Genomic DNA, 18,371 nt, shown 5'->3' with positions numbered 1-18,371 from the left:
TGTATGACCTTGATTCATCTTTAGGTGATGATTTATGTAGCGATAAATTCAACTTACAACACCTCAAACCCAAACTTACCCAGCGCTTCACGCAGCATCGCAATATTATAGTAAGCGTGTGCATTGACGGTATTTTGAAAGAAAATATAGAGCGTATCAAAATGCTGTCGCTGATTGGCAATCGCTTGCGCCCAGTCTTGCATCTCTGTCTCACTATAACGATAATCATGGCGATCAGCCGCACTCATCGCATCCCACCAGTTTAGATTATTGCCGTGCATACGCAGATAGCCAGTGCGTTCAGTGAATATCAACCGTGACGGCGGTAATCCGCTGACCTTGGGGTAATCAACGCTGCACCAAATGAGCCCTTGCTGCCGAAAGCTATCGACCACTTGCGGTGTGTGCCAGCCGTTATGACGAAACTCAATAGCGAGTGGATAGTCTTGAAACCAACTGACGAGGTTCGCTAAATAGAGACGGTGCTCGCGAGTACGATCAAAGCCATGCGGAAACTGTAATAGTAAAGGCGCTAAAGCATTTGCTTCGATAAGTGGAGATAAAGCGTTTAGAAATGCCTGTGCGTGTTCGGCAGTGCCTTTACGTGCATGAGTAAAGTCTTGATGCAGTTTGACGGCGAACTTCAACTGACTGTCCGCCTGTACATAAGCTTTATCAACCATCCCAGCAAAGGCTTTCTGTCCGATGGGCGCATAGAATGTGCTGTTGATTTCTACTGCGCCGTATTGTTTGGCGTATTCACGTAAGAAATCGGTCTTTTTAGTGCCGGTGGAATACAGTGTACCGAGCAAATCGGTATCGCTATAGCCACCAGTGCCGAGGTAAATGCGCTGGGTAGGGGAACTGTCCATGTTGACCACTCACTGCCGTTTTGAATAATAAAATTTACTAAGATATCTACTTTCGACTGCTATTTGACAAGCTACTTTTTACGCGACCAGAGCCATTCAATCAGTGCTAGTAGTGCATCATTGTCTGTGCCAATATTATCTTCATTGTCGCTAAGCTCACGACTATGTAGTTCATGAGAAATGGCTGCACGTCCGTCATTAAATAGCGATTGCGCATAACTGGTGGCATTATCGACACCCATCAGTTTTACGTAGGTAGATTTGTCTAGTTTTTCATCGCTACCTGCAGGCTTACCAAGTGTATCAGTCGTCATCGTGACGTCTAGCACATCGTCTTGGACTTGAAAGGCGAGACCGATATGTTGGGCGCACTCTTGTAGTGCCATGCGCTGCGGAGCCGTTGCACCAGCACAGACACCGCCCATGAGCATCGCTGCTTCAATCAACGCGCCTGTCTTATCACGGTGGATGGCTTCCAAATCATCCTGCGCGACACTGACACTGGCTTCGGCATTAAGATCTAACATTTGACCCGACACCATGCGTCTGGCGCGCGGCGCAAATATTGCCATGAGCTGACTTGCAATATTTGTATCAAATGGCGCAAAGGTTGGCATCTCTGCGGTTAATACTTCAAAGGCTAGCGTCTGCAATACATCTCCTGCCAGCAGAGCCGTCGCTTCATCAAAGGCGATATGCGCAGTCGGTTGCCCACGGCGCAGCTCATCATCGTCCATACAGGGCAAGTCATCATGCACCAACGAATAAGTATGCAGCAGCTCTACCGCCAATGCGGCACGGCGCGACATATCATAGTCTGAGTCGTTTTCTAGTAGCGCGTCCAGCTCAGCATCGAGAGTATTGATATCGTCATTAGGCTCGTCTGTACGCGCATTATTGCTGCTATTAATACTGGCAAAAGCGCTGGCAACCATCAGTGGGCGTACCAGTTTACCTTGACCCGTCATTACGTAACGGCAGGCATCTACCAGTGGGCTAGGGAGCTTGGCATAAGCAAACAAGACCTCGATATCTTGCGCTAATTGGGCACGCACAGCACCATGGAATTGCTCAGTGCTTTGAAAAGAGACAAAGTTAGAAGGGATAACGCCAGTAGAGGTAGTGCTAGAAGTAAGGGAAACAGTCATAATCCAACCATTTATCAGGGATACAGTAAAACTTATTAGGGATAAGGAAAAAACGCTATTAGTGTAGCATGATAGGTCATATCGCTTATGTGACACACGGTATCAATTGATTATTTTTTGCATTTTTCTACCAAAGTCTATTCGAAAGTAGAGCAATCTTAGCTGCAATATAACGACAAGATTTCGTTACCGATGGATGATGTCACTCTCTGGTTGAATATGTTCTGATAAAAGAGCAAGCTAGGCTGGTACGTTAATTTTATTATAGTAGAAAAGTGGTATTGAATGCTGACACTGAATAGCTAGCACTGACCAAGTAGCATCGATCAATTGGCACTTATTAGATAGCGCCAACGGACTGTCGTTCCAAAGATGGCATTCGTTGAGCCAACAACACGAAATAAATCTAAATTAACAATTCAGTATACATTTATTCACTAAAACACTTTTAGCGTAAGGTAAATGCCTGCAAGTGATTTAAGAGTGACTTGCGAGTATGGTATTAGCTTGTGACAGTTAGGGGCATAATCCCCTACACTAATTGACGTGAAAATGGTCTGATGGTGGCCCTACTGGGTTTTTTCTCAGGATGTTCAATCGTCGATACCGAGTATTAGACCAAGTCTCAGTCAATATTTTGAACATCAGTACCTGCAACAGCAGTATATAAATGAAGCGTCATATGATGTCATGCAAGAGACGCAAAATACGTGCATCATGATGAACGCTGGATAATAAAGACATCTTCACTTGTGAGCTAGTTATATGTTTGTCTTTATAACATGACAAGCGCACAGTGCTATTACCCATTTTACTAACAGTAACTGGCTATTTATTTTAATTCAAAACGTAGCTTTCGTTATATAGAAAGGAGTTTCAAATGGTATACCAAGGAAATCGCATCACGGTGACAATGCTAGAGGATGGCATCGCCAACATGCAGTACAACGCCGAAAATGAGAGCGTGAACAAATTTGATGCCGAAACTAACAAACAGTTTGGTGAAGCAGTTAGTGCGTTAGAAAAAGCCGACAACGTAAAAGGTCTTATCGTTACTTCAGCCAAAGGCGTGTTTATCGCTGGTGCTGATATTACAGAATTCGTCGGTTCTTTCAAAAAATCAGAAAGCGAGATCAAAGATTGGGTCGTTCATGTTAATGACGCTTTCAATCGTTTTGAAGACCTGCCATTCCCGAAAGTTGCGGCTATCAATGGCGCGGCAATGGGCGGCGGTTGTGAAATGACTTTGGTTTGTGAATACCGTGTCATGAGTGACAAAGCGATCATCGGTTTGCCAGAAACTCAGCTAGGTATCTTCCCAGGTTTCGGCGGGACAGTTCGTAGTACGCGTATCATCGGTATCGATAACGCACTTGAGCTGATCGCGACTGGTAGCCCAAAGAAAGCATTGGCAGCATTGAAACTAGGCTTGGTTGATGCGACTGTACCTGCTGATGACTTACAAGATGCCGCAATTGATCTAGTCAAAAAATGTATCTCAGGTGAGCTTGATTGGAAAGCAAAACGTGAAGAAAAACTGGCTCCAGTTAAGCTAAACCAGCTTGAGCAAGCAATGGCGTTCAACAGTGCCAAAGGTGCTATTTTCGCTAAAGCCAATCCTAAGCAATATCCAGCGCCAGCAATCGCTATCGAAACGATTGAAAAGCACGTTAATTTATCACGTGACAAAGCAATCGAAGTAGAAGCTGCTGGTTTTGCAAAAGCCGCTAAAACCCCACAAGCAGAGAGCTTGGTTGGTCTATTCTTAAATGATCAGCTAGTCAAAAAACTGGCCAAAAAACACAGCAAGCAAGCACACGACATCAGCGAAGCTGCTGTACTAGGCGCTGGTATCATGGGTGGCGGTATTGCTTATCAAGCAGCCAGCAAAGGCTTGCCAATCATCATGAAAGATATCAAGTCTGAGCAATTAGACCTTGGTATGGGTGAAGCGAGCAAATTGCTTGGCAAAATGGTAGAACGCGGCAAGATGACCCCAGCAAAAATGGGTGAAACATTAAGCCGTATCCGTCCTACTTTGAACTACGGTGATTTTGCTGAGACTGATATCGTAATCGAAGCTGTCGTAGAAAATCCAAACGTGAAGCGCGCGGTACTAAAAGAAGTAGAAGGTCTCGTAAAAGACGATTGTATCCTAGCATCAAACACGTCGACTATCTCTATTACGTTCCTAGCAGAAGCGCTTGAGCGTCCAGAAAACTTCGTTGGTATGCATTTCTTCAACCCAGTACATCGTATGCCACTCGTCGAAGTTATCCGCGGTGAGAAATCATCTGAAGAAGCTATCGCGACTACTGTTGCACTTGCTTCTAAAATGGGCAAAGTGCCTGTAGTAGTTAACGACTGCCCAGGTTTCCTCGTAAACCGTGTATTGTTCCCATACTTTGGCGCGTTTGACTTGCTACTTAAGCAAGGTGCTGACTTTGCTCATGTCGATAAAGTTATGGAAAAATTCGGTTGGCCAATGGGCCCTGCATACCTAATCGACGTGGTCGGTCTAGATACAGGTGTACATGGCGCAGCAGTGATGGCTGATGGTTTCCCTGATCGCATGAAGCCTGATTATAAAGGTGCTATCCAGCATCTATATGACAATGAGCGTCTAGGTCAGAAAAACGGTATCGGTTTCTATAAGTACGAAATGGACAAGCGCGGCAAGCCAAAGAAAGTTGCTGATGAAGCCACTTACGAGCTGCTAAAAACCACAACTGACAGCGAAAAGCAAACGTTTGATGATCAAGCAATCATTGATCGCACTATGATTGCCTTCTGCAACGAAACGGTTCGCTGCCTAGAAGATAACATCGTAAGTACCCCAAGCGAGGCCGACATGGCGATGATTATGGGCGTAGGTTTCCCTCCATTCCGTGGTGGTCCTTGCCGTTATGTCGACCAAATGGGTCTAGATAACTACTTGGCACTATGTGAAAAATACGCACATCTTGGCAAAGCTTATGAAGCGCCACAAAAGATTCGCGACATGGCAGCCGCAGGCGAGACTTTTTACGCAACAGCGTAATAGTCAGTCATTACTAGGATGAAGTGCAGTACGTTTGCTATTTTGCATAAAAGCAATTGAGACATGAATCGTCTCCAATAGCGAACGTACGATTATAGTTGGTTCGGTTTAAGGCTAGTACGAGTAAATCAAGCGCAAATGTACCTATTGTACTTTGAGCGAGATTGACGAGGTAATAGGCGTAAATTGGGCTGACTACACTGACAATAAAAATTGAAAAGGAATATGGTATGACAACTTTAAGTCCAAAAGATGTGGTCATCGTAGATGGCGTACGCTCGGCAATGGGCAAAACCAAAAACGGTATGTTCCGTCATGTACGTGCTGACAGCATGTCAGCGGAACTAGTACGTGCGCTAGTAGAACGTAATGACTTTGATACCAATGATATCGAAGACATTATCTGGGGTTGTGTAAACCAGACACTAGAGCAAGGCTTGAACATCGGTCGTAACATCGGTTTGCTAGCTGGTATCCCAAAGACTGCTGGTGGCCAAACGGTTAACCGTCTATGTGGTTCTTCTATGCAGGCACTACATACTGCTGCTGCACAAATCATGACCAACCAAGGTGATGTATTCATCATCGGTGGTGTTGAGCACATGGGTCACGTTGGCATGATGCACGGTGTTGATTTGAACCCTGCTGCTTCTAAGCATTATGCAAAAGCGTCAAACATGATGGGCTTGACTGCTGAAATGTTAGGTCGTATGAACAATATCACGCGCGAAGAGCAAGACGCGTTTGGTCTTGAGTCACATCGCCGTGCATGGGCTGCAACCACTGAAGGTCGTTTCGACAATGAAATCATCGGTATCGAAGGTCATGATGCTGCTGGTCGTCTGCAACTATGTACGGTTGATGAAGTGATTCGTCCAGACGCAACGATGGAGCAAATGCAAAAGCTACGTCCAGCGTTTGATCCAAAAGGCGGTACAGTAACAGCAGCAACCTCATCTGCATTATCTGACGGTGCGTCAGCGATGCTAGTAATGAGCGCACAAAAAGCCAAAGATCTAGGTCTAAAGCCACGTGCTCGTATTCGTAGTATGGCTGTGGCTGGTTGTGATGCCGCTATCATGGGTTATGGTCCTGTACCTGCGACCCAAAAAGCATTGAAGCGTGCTGGCATGAGCATCGATGACATGCAAACCATCGAGCTAAACGAAGCATTTGCTGCTCAAGGTCTATCGGTATTAAAAGGTCTGAACCTATCTGACAAGCAAGACATCGTTAACATCAACGGTGGTGCCATTGCTCTAGGTCATCCACTAGGATGTTCGGGCGCTCGTATCACAGTGACATTGCTAAACGCAATGGAGCAGTCAGATACTGAAATCGGTCTAGCGACAATGTGTATTGGTCTTGGCCAAGGTATTGCTACTATTATCGAGCGTGTTTAATCTTATTTATATAAACAAGATTATTTGAACACTTAATAAATAGCTACTCGCTAATAAAAACCTCTAGTCATAACGGCTGGAGGTTTTTTTATAGGTTAAATTAATGGTTGGTAAGCTAATAAAACACAGAGTCGAAAAACACAGTATTACAGCGATTAAAAATTATCTCCATTGACGCATTCATGAAACTATGACTAAATAAGAGAAAGATGAACCATGGCACTGTTTATGATAATTCTAAAATAGTTTTTAGTTGCAACTGTCAGCCGTACAAGGAGTGTACTATGTCTACTATGATTAATGATCGCACCTATCGAATCGCTCGTGAGAATACCCAAGCAATGATTGTCGATGTGCAAGAGCGCTTAACGCCGCATATCTATGACCACGAAAATATCGTCAAAAAAACCGTTACCTTGATTAAAGGGCTGCAAGCGCTCAATATTCCAATCATGCTCAATGAACAATATAAAAAAGGCTTGGGCGATACCTTGCCAGAGCTGCGCGACATACTCGAAGGAGACAATGCCAAGAGCTTTGAAAAGGTTACCTTTAGTGCCTGCGACAACAATGATTCATGGCACCATCTAGCGCAGCAAAACCGTAGTACCGTGTTGCTTTTTGGTGCTGAAGCTCATGTCTGTATTATGCAAACGGCACTAGATTTATTGGATAATGGTATGCAGCCTGTCATTATTGGGGATGCAGTGGGTTCTCGTTTTCCTTATGACAAAAAGCAAGCAATTCGCCGTATTCGCCGTGCAGGTGGGGTGATTAGTACCGTTGAATCAATCTTATTTGAGCTGTGCCGTAGCAGTGAAGATCCTGCATTTAAAACCATTATTAATTTGATTAAGTAGGTGGTTAATATTTAGGTGCTTAAGGACTTGGATAAATAGGGACTCAATTTGACCATTTATTTTCTAATTTATAATAGATAGCGCTTGGTAAAATAAGCGCTATTTTTTTGATAACGGTAATAGTCTTTTAACCATTGCTAGATATCAAACTAACTACAATACCTTATACCTTTAGCAATGAAACTTAAAATCGCCAGAACTTATCAACATTAAAAATCAATAACTAGAGAAAACCAGAGAAAAACTAATGCCGCAAGTCAGCTCTATATCACTCACTCATTCCGAATCTACTTCACATATCGACATCGACGATGTCACTCATTTCTTATTAGAGTTAGATGCGCTCAAACGCGTGAATCGCCGCAGCTATGTGACACAGACTACTCGTAAAGAAAACTCTGCCGAACACTCTTGGCATCTAGCAATGGCCTGTTGGTCGATTGCTGAATTATTTGCACTAGATGTCAATCATGAAAAGTTGCTGAAGATGGCACTGGTTCATGATTTGGGTGAAATTGATGCTGGCGATACTTTTTTGTATGCCGTTACGCGTACTGATGCACACGTCGAAGAGCGTGCAGGCATTGCCAGATTGCAACGTGAGCGAGGCAATGGCATTAGTGATTTAAGCGAGGTTTGGGAAGCGCAAGAAACAGGAAGTAGCAAAGAGAGCCAGTTGCTCAGAGTAGTTGATCGCTTATTGCCATTTCTACTCAATCTAAATACCAACGGTAAAACGTGGATTGAACTTGGTGTTACGCGCTCGCAGGTGGCGGGTGCGCATGCATTTATCGAAGACAGTTTTCCTCCTATTCATGATTGGCTCTCACATAATATTGCATACGCAACTCAGCAAGGCTGGCTGATTGATGCGTAAATCTGCATAAATAACAGGCATAAAAAAAGCCCAATTAAGCTTTATGATTCACGCTTAACTGGGCTGATATTTTCAGTACTCTTATACAGGCGTGTTATTGAGCGTTCGCCATTCCTAGCAATTGACCCATTTGCACGACGCTATTGGCTTGCATACTATCTAGCCAGTCAGCCTTCGCTGCTTTTGGTAATACCACGATAGCCGTTGAGCCTAGATAGAAGCGTCCAAGCTCTTCGCCTGCTGCAAACTGCATGTCATGATCAGACTCGAATATGTCGTCAGTACGAGCAATCTTGCCAGTGGCGACAGTTTCAATACCAGCGACGATCATAGCACCAACCATCACGACAGCTGCTTTGCCGTACTTGGTATCGAACATACAGACCAGACGCTCATTACGCGCAAACAAGTCTGGCACGTTAGCCGCCGTAGTATTGTTGACCGAAAACAGGGTGCCAGGTACATAGCGAGTCTTGGTCAATGTGCCAGTAAACGGCATATGCACACGGTGATAATTGCTAGGTGCTAAGTAGATAGTTGCAAAACTACCATCAGCAAAATAACTGCCATCTTCACTATCAGCAAGCAATTGGCCGACATCATAGTGACGACCTTTTGCCTGTAGCAGTTTGTGATCTTCGATTTGTCCTAGCTGAGAGATAATACCGTCCGCAGGGCTCACGATACCATTTGCAGTAGCGTCGATGGTACGAGCGTCTTCTTTTAACTCGCGGGTAAAAAAGTCATTAAAACTTTCATAAGCGTTGAGGCTTTGGCGTTCGTACTCGTCTAAGCTGATATTATAAGCTTTGGCAAAGCTACGGATAAAGGTGCGTTTGACATAAGGGTGGCGACTGGCGGCCAAACGTCCAGCGACTTTACTGAGCTTTTGCTGCGGCACAAGCTGTTGTAAGGTGGTAAATACATTCATAATAAGGCTACCAAAATAAGGTGTAATGTAATAGGGGCGTGTTGAAAATTCGACCATGGCACTGACAGTGGCTAAAATTGCGCCATACTACGTTGTAAATCTAGATAAGGCATGAGCATTATCTAGATTTACGCCTTGTCTGGAACAGTTTTAACGATCCGCAGCACCTATTTGTGAATATCAAACACGCCCTAATAATAGTTAAGTTAATGACGGTATTTTATCATGGACAGCATATTATTGTATGGCCATAATCTGTTAAGGAATCAGTAAATGAAAGCACTCATACAACGGGTGAAGCAGGCTAGTGTGGTCGTCGATCAGCAGTGTATTGGCGAGATTGGGCATGGGGTATTGGCATATATTGGCTTAGGGCACGAAGACGATTTCGCCGCTGCCCAGCGTATGCTTGACAAAATACTGACCTATCGCATTTTTGAAAATGACGATGATCCTGCCAAGTTTGGTAAACTGGATAAAAACGTCCAACAGGTCGGTGGTGGGCTATTATTAGTTTCACAATTTACCTTAATGGCAAAAACAGACAAAGGTCGTCGACCAGACTTTGGTGGTGCGATGGTACCTGCTGCGGCACAAGCATTATTTGAAAAACTGGTCGACTATGCCAAAACTAAGCACTCAAATGTGGCAACTGGTCAGTTTGGTGCGGATATGCAAGTGTCGAGCGTCAATGATGGGCCGCTCAATTTTTTACTAGAGATCTGATTTTAGAGTGTCATCAAGCTGTCATAATTAATCCGTTTAATAGGTAGAGACTGGTGAGTATATATCGCCTTTTTACATGCTAGATTTTGTCCGCTAACACGAGAATGTCCTATGTATAATGAGCAAATTTTGATTGTTGAAGATGAGCCTGCGATTCGTGAAATGGTTGTCATGACGCTAGAAATGGCTGGGTTTGATAGCTTGCAAGCGGCTGACGTGTCAGAGGCGCATCAGCAAGTGGTCGATCATAGACCATCACTGATACTGTTAGACTGGATGTTGCCGGGTGACAAGAGCGGTGTGGATTTTTGTCGTATGCTCAAAAACGATGAGCTGCTCTCTGAAATACCAGTCATTATGCTAACAGCAAAAAGTGAAGAAGACAGTAAGGTGCATGGTCTTGATGCAGGTGCAGATGATTATATGACCAAGCCTTTTTCGACTCGTGAACTGATTTCTAGAATCAAAGCCGTACTACGCCGCAGTAGTGCGATGAGCAGCGACAAACCTATCGAAATTGGACAGTTAAGTTTAGATACCAAGAGTCAGCGCGTGACAGCTGCAGGTAAAATCGTTGATGTTGGGCCCACAGAGTACCGTCTATTGGCATTTTTTATGAGTCATCCTGAGCGCGCCTATACACGAACGCAGCTACTCGATCAGGTATGGGGCGGCAATGTATATATCGAAGACCGAACCATCGATGTACATATCAAACGTCTACGTAAATTACTGCGACCTTATGACTGTGATACATTAATACAGACGGTACGTGGAACAGGCTACCGATTTTCTAGCCTGATTGAGCCAAGTTAATCTTGTACAAATAATGCCGCAGCGATATAAAGGCCGCGGATAGTGGTAAGGATAAAAAATGGACAAGATAGCGCCAGCACAACGTGAGCAATCAGCTCTATTAGAGCAAATATCTACTCAAAGTACAGCTGAGCAACTCAAAAAAATCGGCAGTGCACTACGAGCCCTGCGCGATGCAGTGATTTTGCTCAACAACAATGACGGTCTAGAATGGTGGAATCAGGCGGCACAAGACTTATTGCTGCTACAGCCAGAAGATAAAGGTCAGAACATCTTTGACTTTATTACTGTACCTGAGTTCCGCCAGTACTATGAAGGTACAACGATACCTAACGATGGCGTCCATATAGAATCATGGCGAGATCCTAGTCGCTACTTAAAGTGTGAATTGACCCCTTTCGGTGATGAAAAACTGCTGTTTGTATATGATGTGACCCGCTTGCGGCACTTAGAGCAAATGCGTCAGGATTTTGTGGCGAATGTCTCGCATGAGCTTAGAACACCATTGACGGTAATGATGGGCTATCTAGAGAATTTCTCCGATCAGCCAGATATGCCGCCGCAATGGCGTCGCGGTTTTGAGCTGATGACCCAGCAAACTGCCCGTATGAACAGAATCGTGAACGACTTACTGCTACTGTCTAAGATTGAAATCGAAGAGTCACACGAACTGCACTACATAGATATGACTAAGCTACTGACTAATATCTACGACGATGCACAGGCCTACAACCAAGCGTACAAACACATCATTCATTTGCATATAGATACGTATGATGGGCTGTACGGGTCAGAGATGTACTTGAATAGTGCGCTATCCAATTTGGTAATCAATGCAATCAAATATACGCCAAAGGGTGGCAATATCACTATCAGCTGGACAAGGACGTCTGATGGCTGCCGTTTCGCGGTCGAAGATGATGGGATAGGTATTGCGTCAGAGCATATCGCCCGTTTAACAGAGCGTTTCTATCGTATTGACAAAGGTCGTAGCCGTGCGACAGGTGGTACGGGGTTGGGATTAGCGATTGTAAAACACGTACTGCACCAACACGAAGCGCAGTTGCAAATCGATTCAGTAGAAGGGGAAGGATCGACATTTAGTGTGGTATTCCCTTCAAATTATGTCAGATCCTTCACAGCTAATTAATATGATTTAGGGGCTGTATTAACGACAGTTTTTCGGCTTCTGTTTTTGATTAATCTAAACCTAGCACGACTTTAAATCAGGATAACGACATACTTTTCTATATTCGTTAATCCTTTTGCAAAAGCGGATAAGGGTTGACCGCACTGCCATTAATATAGATACCATAATGTACATGTGTCGGTGTCCCTTTTGCATTACCGCTATCGCCCACATAACCTATCACATCGCCCTGATTGACCCAGTCATTGGGAGAGATGTCAGCATAGTCTTCTAGATGAGCGTAGTAATGTCCTGCGCCACCAGGCCCTACCACCACGACTACGCGCCCACCCAATGTGTTCTCACCAACTTTGCTTACTACGCCTTGCGTGGTCGACTGCACGGGAGTATTACGCGGCGCAAAGATATCGATGCCTTCGTGGGAGCGGCCTTGACTACGTGCAGCACCCCAAGTGTCTGTTAGGTTTCGTTCTGGTAGTGGACTGGGCAAGCTATTTTCAGTCGGCAGTTCTTGTTGCAATAGACTCAATTGCTGCCATTTGGCAACCACAAATGATTGCGTTTGTTGACTGATACTGGGTAGCAGTTTATCAAAGACAAATAACAGTGCTAGTAATACGATAGCCTTAATCAGTAGGCTTATTAAACGACTAAAAAAAGAAGGTCTGGGAGGCTGGTTGTTTCCATCTGCTAGCATTGATGTCTCATATATATTTTATGTCAATTGAGTTTTTATTATAAAAGCTTCGTCTGATAACGTATGTATCGCATTGTTATCTATCGTTTTTACCCCCATAGTTATTCTTATGGTTAAGGATATAGACAGCAAATACAGTTTTATCTACTTAACATTTCTGCTGAGCATAGACAGTTGCTACTGATGGTTAATACTTTATGAATGATGCTTTTAAGCCTGCTGATATTTCTACCACGCGCGAAACAGCGCTGGTTATCGATACCGAAACAGATCAGGGCAGCGATCCCAGACCTATCCAAGTTGCTACTATCAATGTAGCAACTGGTTTTGAGTGGATGAAATACTTTAATAGTGGTCGAACTATTTCACCCATTGTCATAAAGGTGCATGGTATTACTGATGATGATGTGGCTGGACTTGAGCGCTTTGAGTTGGAGCAGTTTGAATTGCCAGAATACTTGATTGGTCATAACGTACGTTTTGATTGGCGAGTGATTGGCAGTCCTTCTGCTAAGCTGATTTGTACGGTGAGACTTGCGCGGGCAGCCTTTCCAGAATGGCGTGCTTACGGTCAGTCTAAGTGTATCGAGCAGTTATTGGGCAAGGGTGAGGCGAGTGCAATGACGATTGCCGCTCATGATGCGCTTGGCGATGCTCGGATGTGCTATCTGCTGTATCAAGCATGCTGCGAGCGTCTAGAAATTGCGCCGACAGATTTTGCAGCGGCACATGCTATCTCCAATAAGGCGACTCCTGTGAGCAAGATGCCGTTTGGCAAGCATAAAGGCAAACCGATCAAAGATGTGCCTATCAGCTATGTTAAATGGATGATAGGCAATATTCATAATATGCAGCCATCCCTGTATTCGGCGTTGACTAAACGCTTACAACTGAATGAAGCAGAAAACCCAAAAAAGTAATCTAAAGTATTATGGGTCTGCTATGTAAGGTGCGACATGGCTCTAAGCTTATGATTGGTCGTGCAACCATGTCACCGCCATTTGCCATAGCTGCGGTGCTTTGATATTGGTCTTACTGCTAAAATAGCGCATATGACCGATATGATTTAGTCCAAAATCTTCAGGGTCTAAGAATCGCTTTTCTACAGGCATTTTTGTAAATACCCTTATCATATCGTCCATGTTTTCACTGTTGGCGATATCGTCATCGCTAAAGCCAAGCCATAGTGCTGGCATGCTGAGTTCATCGTAGAAATGCGTATGTATGCTTTTGCCAAATGCGGTTTTGATATAGCCCGCACCATTGCACCATTCACGCCATTGACGAGCCACACCGCGTGGCAGCGGCTCACCCATACCGATTTTGTCTGACGGCGTATAGCCTAGTGTTAAATTAGTGAATGGAATAAACGCATCCATAAAGCCCATGGCTTTGAGCTTATATGGCATGCCCATGTTTTTGATACGCCCTGACGAGCAAGCGACATTGAACACTGAGCCAATCGCCTGATAATTAGGCATCAAGCCGATGAGCTGACCGCCTGCGCTATGACCGATAAGATGATAAGAGGCATCAGGAAACTCATCTTGTAAGGCATCAAGTACAGCTGGCATGTCGTGGCGACCCCAACTGATCAAGGAAGCGCTACATTTTGCCAGATCGGTCGATAGTGACTCACCGATTCCTTCGTTATCAAAGGTCAGCACCCCAAAGCCGCTTTCTGCTAGATAGGTCGCAAAATTATGATAAAAGTGACGCTTAATACCTGTGGCAGGTGCCATCATGATTGCTTTTTTTGTTGCATCTTTAGGGCGGTAGACAGTGGCTGCCAATGCTTGGTTGCGATCGGTCATGATGCTTAATGAGTAAGTATCAATATTGCTCGCGTCATTCGTATTGCTTTTACTAGTGAGATTGCTATTAACCACAGAGCTTGATGGCTCGGCGGTAGGAGAGGCGTTATGATTATCCATGGGTATACCTTAGTATTTTTATTAGTAGATAACGAATATCGGGCTATGATGAACAATAAATGCGCATCTTGAAAGTGTAGTCGTTGCGTAGTGATAAATCGTTGTGACTATGTGGTAGCATTGCTTATGTTAAGATAAATGCTGGCAAGACAGTTGCTCAAATATGACTTCCAAGTTTTATATAGCTTGGTTGAGTTTGTCTTATGAATCATGTGCATGACAATATAAATGATAGGTATCGGTATGCAGCCTTCACTAATAACAAGCACTCAATAAAAACTGACAGGTAATTAAGGAAGCTATATGCAAATGAAAATCAACGATGATACTTATGATGTAATCACAAGCAAAGACATTACAAATATCGAAAAAGCAGTTGACAAGTCTGCCCTATCAATGCCGCTCGTGGCTGTGTATTGCGGTTCACGCTTGGGCAATGGTGACGTGTATGAACAGGCGGCACGTGAGCTTGGCAGTGCATTAGCAAATAATGGCATGGGACTAGTATATGGTGGCGCTAGTATCGGTCTAATGGGTGCAGTTGCGGATGAAGTAATTAATGGCGGCGCGCAAGCAGTGGGCGTGATTCCAACCTTTATGCTCAAGCACGAAATCGCTCATGAGCAGCTGACTCGCTTGCATTTGACTGACACTATGCACACGCGTAAGACTGTTATGGCAGAGTATGCCGATGCCTTTATCACGCTACCAGGCGGGTTAGGAACATTAGAAGAGATTATGGAAATCGCCACGTGGCGTCAATTGTACCAGCACGAAAAACCAATGATCATTCTGAATATCAATGGTTTTTATGACCGTATGATTGAGCATTTAAAATATACCACTGAGCAAGGCTTTATGAAGCAGGAAGATTTAGATCGTCTAGTGGTGTGCAATACCATCAGCGAAGCGATCGATATGCTACAGACAGTAGTGACCATAGATGATGCTGTGGATACAGAGAAAATGGCAGGTAGTAATAGTTAAGCCATATAGTTATTAATACACAGAAAGTACTTAAATATTAAAAGCTATTGCAAAAAAGGAGCAGACAACCAAATCTCGGTTATCTGCTCCTTTTTTATGTCTACTAAAAAATCATCAACGAATCATGTCTGTTAGGCATCAACAGGCGTGAGATCGTCCAATGCTACTTCACGAATACTATGATTAACGTGAGCCATCGCTATCGGGAATCCACGCTGCTCAGCGAGCTCACGTGCAACCTCATCGACAGCGAGGCTATCGTTATGGACAAGGTACGACCATTCATGAGCATAGCGACTACGATTCAGAGGTGTATCGTTCTCTATCAAGCCTAGATCTGTCAGCTCATTAACTATTTGATCAGCGGCAATCAAGGTCGAGGATGCTTTGACGTTTTCTGCACGGGCATAGCGTATATTAGAGTACAAGCTAACGTCTGCAACTCGCAGCGTATCATCCTGCCCGGGAATCTGCTGCCCACCATATAGCGCGTTACCAACAGTACGTGCGCTGTTGAATGTCGGTACAAACTCCGCCACATACTCAATCGCTTGCTGACTACGTGCCTGTAGGGGTGCTTTATCCCAACCATCTTCAATATAGTGCACATATTGCTGTGGCAGTTTGGGCTGCGCACTGTCTTCACTTGATGCGACAAGACCATCATCAAACAAAGTAATGGCTTTACTCATACCATGAATCTGAAAATATCCACCAGGGTAGGGAGTAAGCTGCGCCATGCCTTCTGGCGTGCCTCGTTGACCATAGACAATAATCTCTGGTATCTGTCCACCAGCATCGCCCCAGTAGGTCACATAAGACGATTTAAACTCGACCATACGCGTGACTTCGACACCAACCATATCGTCGATGACACCTGTACGGAATCCGCAAGCATTGACTAGATAATCAACCTCGATAGACTCAGGCTGAGAGGCGTGTTCTTGACTATGAATCTGTTGATAGTCGATACGCCATTTGGTGACATGATGGTCAGCGTTGGTACAGTTCTCACAATCTACCGGTACAACTTTTTGCACAGCAGTTTCAGTAAACACGTGCGCATTGTCGTACTCTTCAAGTGCAAGTTTGGCAGAAGCGGCTAAACGAAAAATATTCCAACCATATTCTTGAACAACAATTAATGGAAATTTAACTTTGTTCAAATCCAAGTATCTAGCGACTGGAATCATCCACTCATCAACTGTACTTGGTACAGCGACTTGCTCACGTTCAGAGAGCTCAATCAGTTGCTCATGGCTATAAAGCTGATAATAATCTTCAGGCTCGCCCAATACTTTATTATTAGCATCTTGCTCGATCAGCTCTCGATAAGCATCGGTCAAAATATCTAAACGCGGCAGTAAGTCTTCAGGAAATCCTTCGTCACGTGTCGGTACGGCAAACACAGTAGGACGAACGTCAATAGTGTGCGGATACAAACGCAAAATATCGATACATTGCTTAAGCAGCGCTACGCAATCTTCGTCCGGTATTTCACGGTACAAGTTACCACCTGCATGCAAATGACACATAGGTGGTCCATCAATGAGTGATTTTTTCTTCTCAAATAAGTAGGTCTCTAATCCTAACGCAGCAAGACGAATCGCAATCGTAGATCCCGCAGTACCGCCGCCCAAAATGCCAACACGCTTTTTAGGTTGAATGTTTTTTGCCCCGTAAGATAACACCTCAGAATGAGCGTCACGATTAAAGGATTGAGCGTAGTTTTTATCAAAAGACTGAGTCATTGTCGTCGTTGTATCCTTAATAGCATCTGTATTAGCCCGTGCTCGGTATATTTATTCAATGTTCTATATTTCTTGATATGAGTGCGAAGGTAATTAAGTTCAACACACAAATCTGAACTTCAATAGTCATCTTTTCTATTGTTTAGCCATTCTTCATCTCTATAGGTTTATTTTACGAAGAACTACAGACAATATGATGGGAAATACGTAAGAAGATGCATGAGTTTTGTCAACGAGTCGCTATATGTGTGAAGTTTTTCAGATGAATGAGTCTGTTTAAAAATAGAGTAAACGAGAGAGGTGGCAAACTTGTGAAATCGACAATAAGCTCGTTTTATTGTTTTGTAAAATTCGACCACTTTTGTAAGTGTGTATATTGGTAGCCAAGATAACTTGAAAGCATATGCTATATTTATTTTGCTTAACAAGAAGTGTAGGTTATGTTTTGATGACTGTTCAAAATTACAAATATCAGAATTAACAAAAGGGACAGTCGACAAAGTAAACGATAACAAGCTTATCGCTATAAAAAACACGATTAAAATTACAAGGAAGTTATGATGAAAAATATGATGATGTTATCGGCACTAACAGGTGTATTAACACTAACTGGCTGTACTACTTTAAAAAACGTAGTCGGTAACGATATGTCAGGTACGCATGAAGTACAGGCAATGAGCAATAACACAGCACCAGTTACTAGCAAGAATGGGGTGTTGGTAGATGCTACCAACCATATGACGTTATATACGTTTGATAAAGACTCTATGAATAAGTCAGATTGCGGTGCAGCTTGCCAAGTTGTTTGGCCAATTTTCAAAGCACCCAGTGATGCCAAAGCCTCAGGTCAGTTCGCTGCCTTTAAGCGTGAAGATGGTAAATATCAATGGGCAATGAACGGTAAGCCTTTATACTTCTATGCTAACGATACAAAAGTTGGTGACAAAGACGGTGATGATAAACTTGGCGTTTGGCATGTTATCCCAAGCAAATAGTATGCATTAGATATAAACTGACTCGAAAACGTTAACGCAAAAAAGCGGCCCGTCCTCTGGGAGTTTCCTAAAAACTGTGTAACTGCTTATAATCCACTAACAGGAGAATAAGCAATGACTACTCAATCTGACATTAAAAAATTGGCCGAGCAAATGGCTGGTAGCATGAAAAGCTTTGATGACA

16 protein-coding genes and 1 pseudogene are annotated in these 18,371 nt (G+C 43.8%); 11 read left to right on the top strand and 6 right to left on the bottom strand.

All coding sequences use genetic code 11. The features are described 5' to 3' along the window. Window positions 1-53: 53 nt before the first annotated feature. Together JMX63_RS11270 and JMX63_RS11265 are read right to left on the bottom strand one after the other, a co-directional pair. On the bottom strand, window positions 54-872 hold the full coding sequence (locus tag JMX63_RS11270; protein WP_201572415.1) for a DUF72 domain-containing protein: 819 nt from the start codon (window positions 870-872) through the stop codon (window positions 54-56). A 71-nt stretch (window positions 873-943) separates the two neighbouring features. Then, a complete protein-coding gene (locus JMX63_RS11265; protein ID WP_102091587.1) occupies window positions 944-2,020 on the bottom strand; it encodes a polyprenyl synthetase family protein in 1,077 nt (358 codons plus the stop codon). A gap of 880 nt (window positions 2,021-2,900) precedes the next feature. Here JMX63_RS11265 and fadB point away from each other — a divergent pair. From fadB to JMX63_RS11245, 4 genes are all read left to right on the top strand, one after another. Then, window positions 2,901-5,060 (top strand): fatty acid oxidation complex subunit alpha FadB, encoded by a 2,160-nt coding sequence (gene fadB, locus JMX63_RS11260; protein WP_057761797.1) that lies wholly within the window; start codon window positions 2,901-2,903, stop codon window positions 5,058-5,060. 230 nt (window positions 5,061-5,290) lie between these two features. Continuing rightward, a complete protein-coding gene (fadA, locus tag JMX63_RS11255; RefSeq protein ID WP_057761795.1) occupies window positions 5,291-6,463 on the top strand; it encodes an acetyl-CoA C-acyltransferase FadA in 1,173 nt (390 codons plus the stop codon). Between the two features lie 284 nt (window positions 6,464-6,747). Further along, window positions 6,748-7,323 (top strand): isochorismatase family protein, encoded by a 576-nt coding sequence (locus JMX63_RS11250; RefSeq protein WP_201572413.1) that lies wholly within the window; start codon window positions 6,748-6,750, stop codon window positions 7,321-7,323. Window positions 7,324-7,570: 247 nt separating this feature from the next. Beyond that, on the top strand, window positions 7,571-8,200 hold the full coding sequence (locus tag JMX63_RS11245; RefSeq protein WP_201572411.1) for an HD domain-containing protein: 630 nt from the start codon (window positions 7,571-7,573) through the stop codon (window positions 8,198-8,200). 94 nt (window positions 8,201-8,294) lie between these two features. On the opposite strand, the gene asd is transcribed toward JMX63_RS11245, so the two are convergent. Continuing rightward, window positions 8,295-9,131, bottom strand: coding sequence for an archaetidylserine decarboxylase (gene asd / locus JMX63_RS11240; protein ID WP_101205332.1), 837 nt, complete (start codon window positions 9,129-9,131; stop codon window positions 8,295-8,297). A 273-nt stretch (window positions 9,132-9,404) separates the two neighbouring features. On the opposite strand from asd, the gene dtd reads away from it, so the two are divergent. The 3 genes from dtd (at window position 9,405) to phoR (ending at window position 11,823) form a co-directional block, all read left to right on the top strand. Next, a complete protein-coding gene (dtd, locus tag JMX63_RS11235) occupies window positions 9,405-9,857 on the top strand; it encodes a D-aminoacyl-tRNA deacylase (RefSeq protein WP_201572409.1) in 453 nt (150 codons plus the stop codon). Window positions 9,858-9,968: 111 nt separating this feature from the next. Continuing rightward, a complete protein-coding gene (phoB, locus tag JMX63_RS11230; RefSeq protein WP_057761786.1) occupies window positions 9,969-10,673 on the top strand; it encodes a phosphate regulon transcriptional regulator PhoB in 705 nt (234 codons plus the stop codon). Window positions 10,674-10,731: 58 nt separating this feature from the next. Further along, complete coding sequence (phoR, locus tag JMX63_RS11225) at window positions 10,732-11,823, top strand: phosphate regulon sensor histidine kinase PhoR (RefSeq protein ID WP_201572407.1); 1,092 nt, start codon at window positions 10,732-10,734, stop codon at window positions 11,821-11,823. A gap of 106 nt (window positions 11,824-11,929) precedes the next feature. On the opposite strand, the gene JMX63_RS11220 is transcribed toward phoR, so the two are convergent. Further along, on the bottom strand, window positions 11,930-12,520 hold the full coding sequence (locus JMX63_RS11220; protein ID WP_101205360.1) for a M23 family metallopeptidase: 591 nt from the start codon (window positions 12,518-12,520) through the stop codon (window positions 11,930-11,932). Window positions 12,521-12,717: 197 nt separating this feature from the next. Between JMX63_RS11220 and JMX63_RS11215 the strand changes: the two genes are divergently transcribed. Beyond that, entirely contained in the window at window positions 12,718-13,440 is a 723-nt protein-coding gene (locus tag JMX63_RS11215) for a putative quorum-sensing-regulated virulence factor (RefSeq protein ID WP_201572405.1), read from the top strand. 48 nt (window positions 13,441-13,488) lie between these two features. Here JMX63_RS11215 and JMX63_RS11210 read toward each other — a convergent pair whose 3' ends face one another. Then, a complete protein-coding gene (locus JMX63_RS11210) occupies window positions 13,489-14,334 on the bottom strand; it encodes an alpha/beta hydrolase family protein (protein WP_227673326.1) in 846 nt (281 codons plus the stop codon). Window positions 14,335-14,757: 423 nt separating this feature from the next. Between JMX63_RS11210 and JMX63_RS11205 the strand changes: the two genes are divergently transcribed. Beyond that, the gene (locus JMX63_RS11205; protein ID WP_057761780.1) at window positions 14,758-15,441 is read left to right on the top strand and encodes an LOG family protein; all 684 of its coding nucleotides are present in this window, start codon (window positions 14,758-14,760) and stop codon (window positions 15,439-15,441) included. Window positions 15,442-15,572: 131 nt separating this feature from the next. Here the strand turns inward: JMX63_RS11205 and JMX63_RS11200 are convergent, their stop codons facing one another. Further along, window positions 15,573-17,192 (bottom strand): FAD-dependent oxidoreductase, encoded by a 1,620-nt coding sequence (locus JMX63_RS11200; protein ID WP_201572401.1) that lies wholly within the window; start codon window positions 17,190-17,192, stop codon window positions 15,573-15,575. 557 nt (window positions 17,193-17,749) lie between these two features. Between JMX63_RS11200 and JMX63_RS11195 the strand changes: the two genes are divergently transcribed. Continuing rightward, on the top strand, window positions 17,750-18,187 hold the full coding sequence (locus JMX63_RS11195; RefSeq protein ID WP_227673323.1) for a COG4315 family predicted lipoprotein: 438 nt from the start codon (window positions 17,750-17,752) through the stop codon (window positions 18,185-18,187). Window positions 18,188-18,301: 114 nt separating this feature from the next. Continuing rightward, a pseudogene (locus JMX63_RS14730) lies at window positions 18,302-18,371 on the top strand (transposase); the annotation flags it as partial.

It is taken from the genome of Psychrobacter nivimaris (assembly GCF_904846365.1).
Classification (GTDB): domain Bacteria; phylum Pseudomonadota; class Gammaproteobacteria; order Pseudomonadales; family Moraxellaceae; genus Psychrobacter; species Psychrobacter nivimaris_B.
This window is presented reverse-complemented; position numbering and strand designations above follow the sequence as displayed.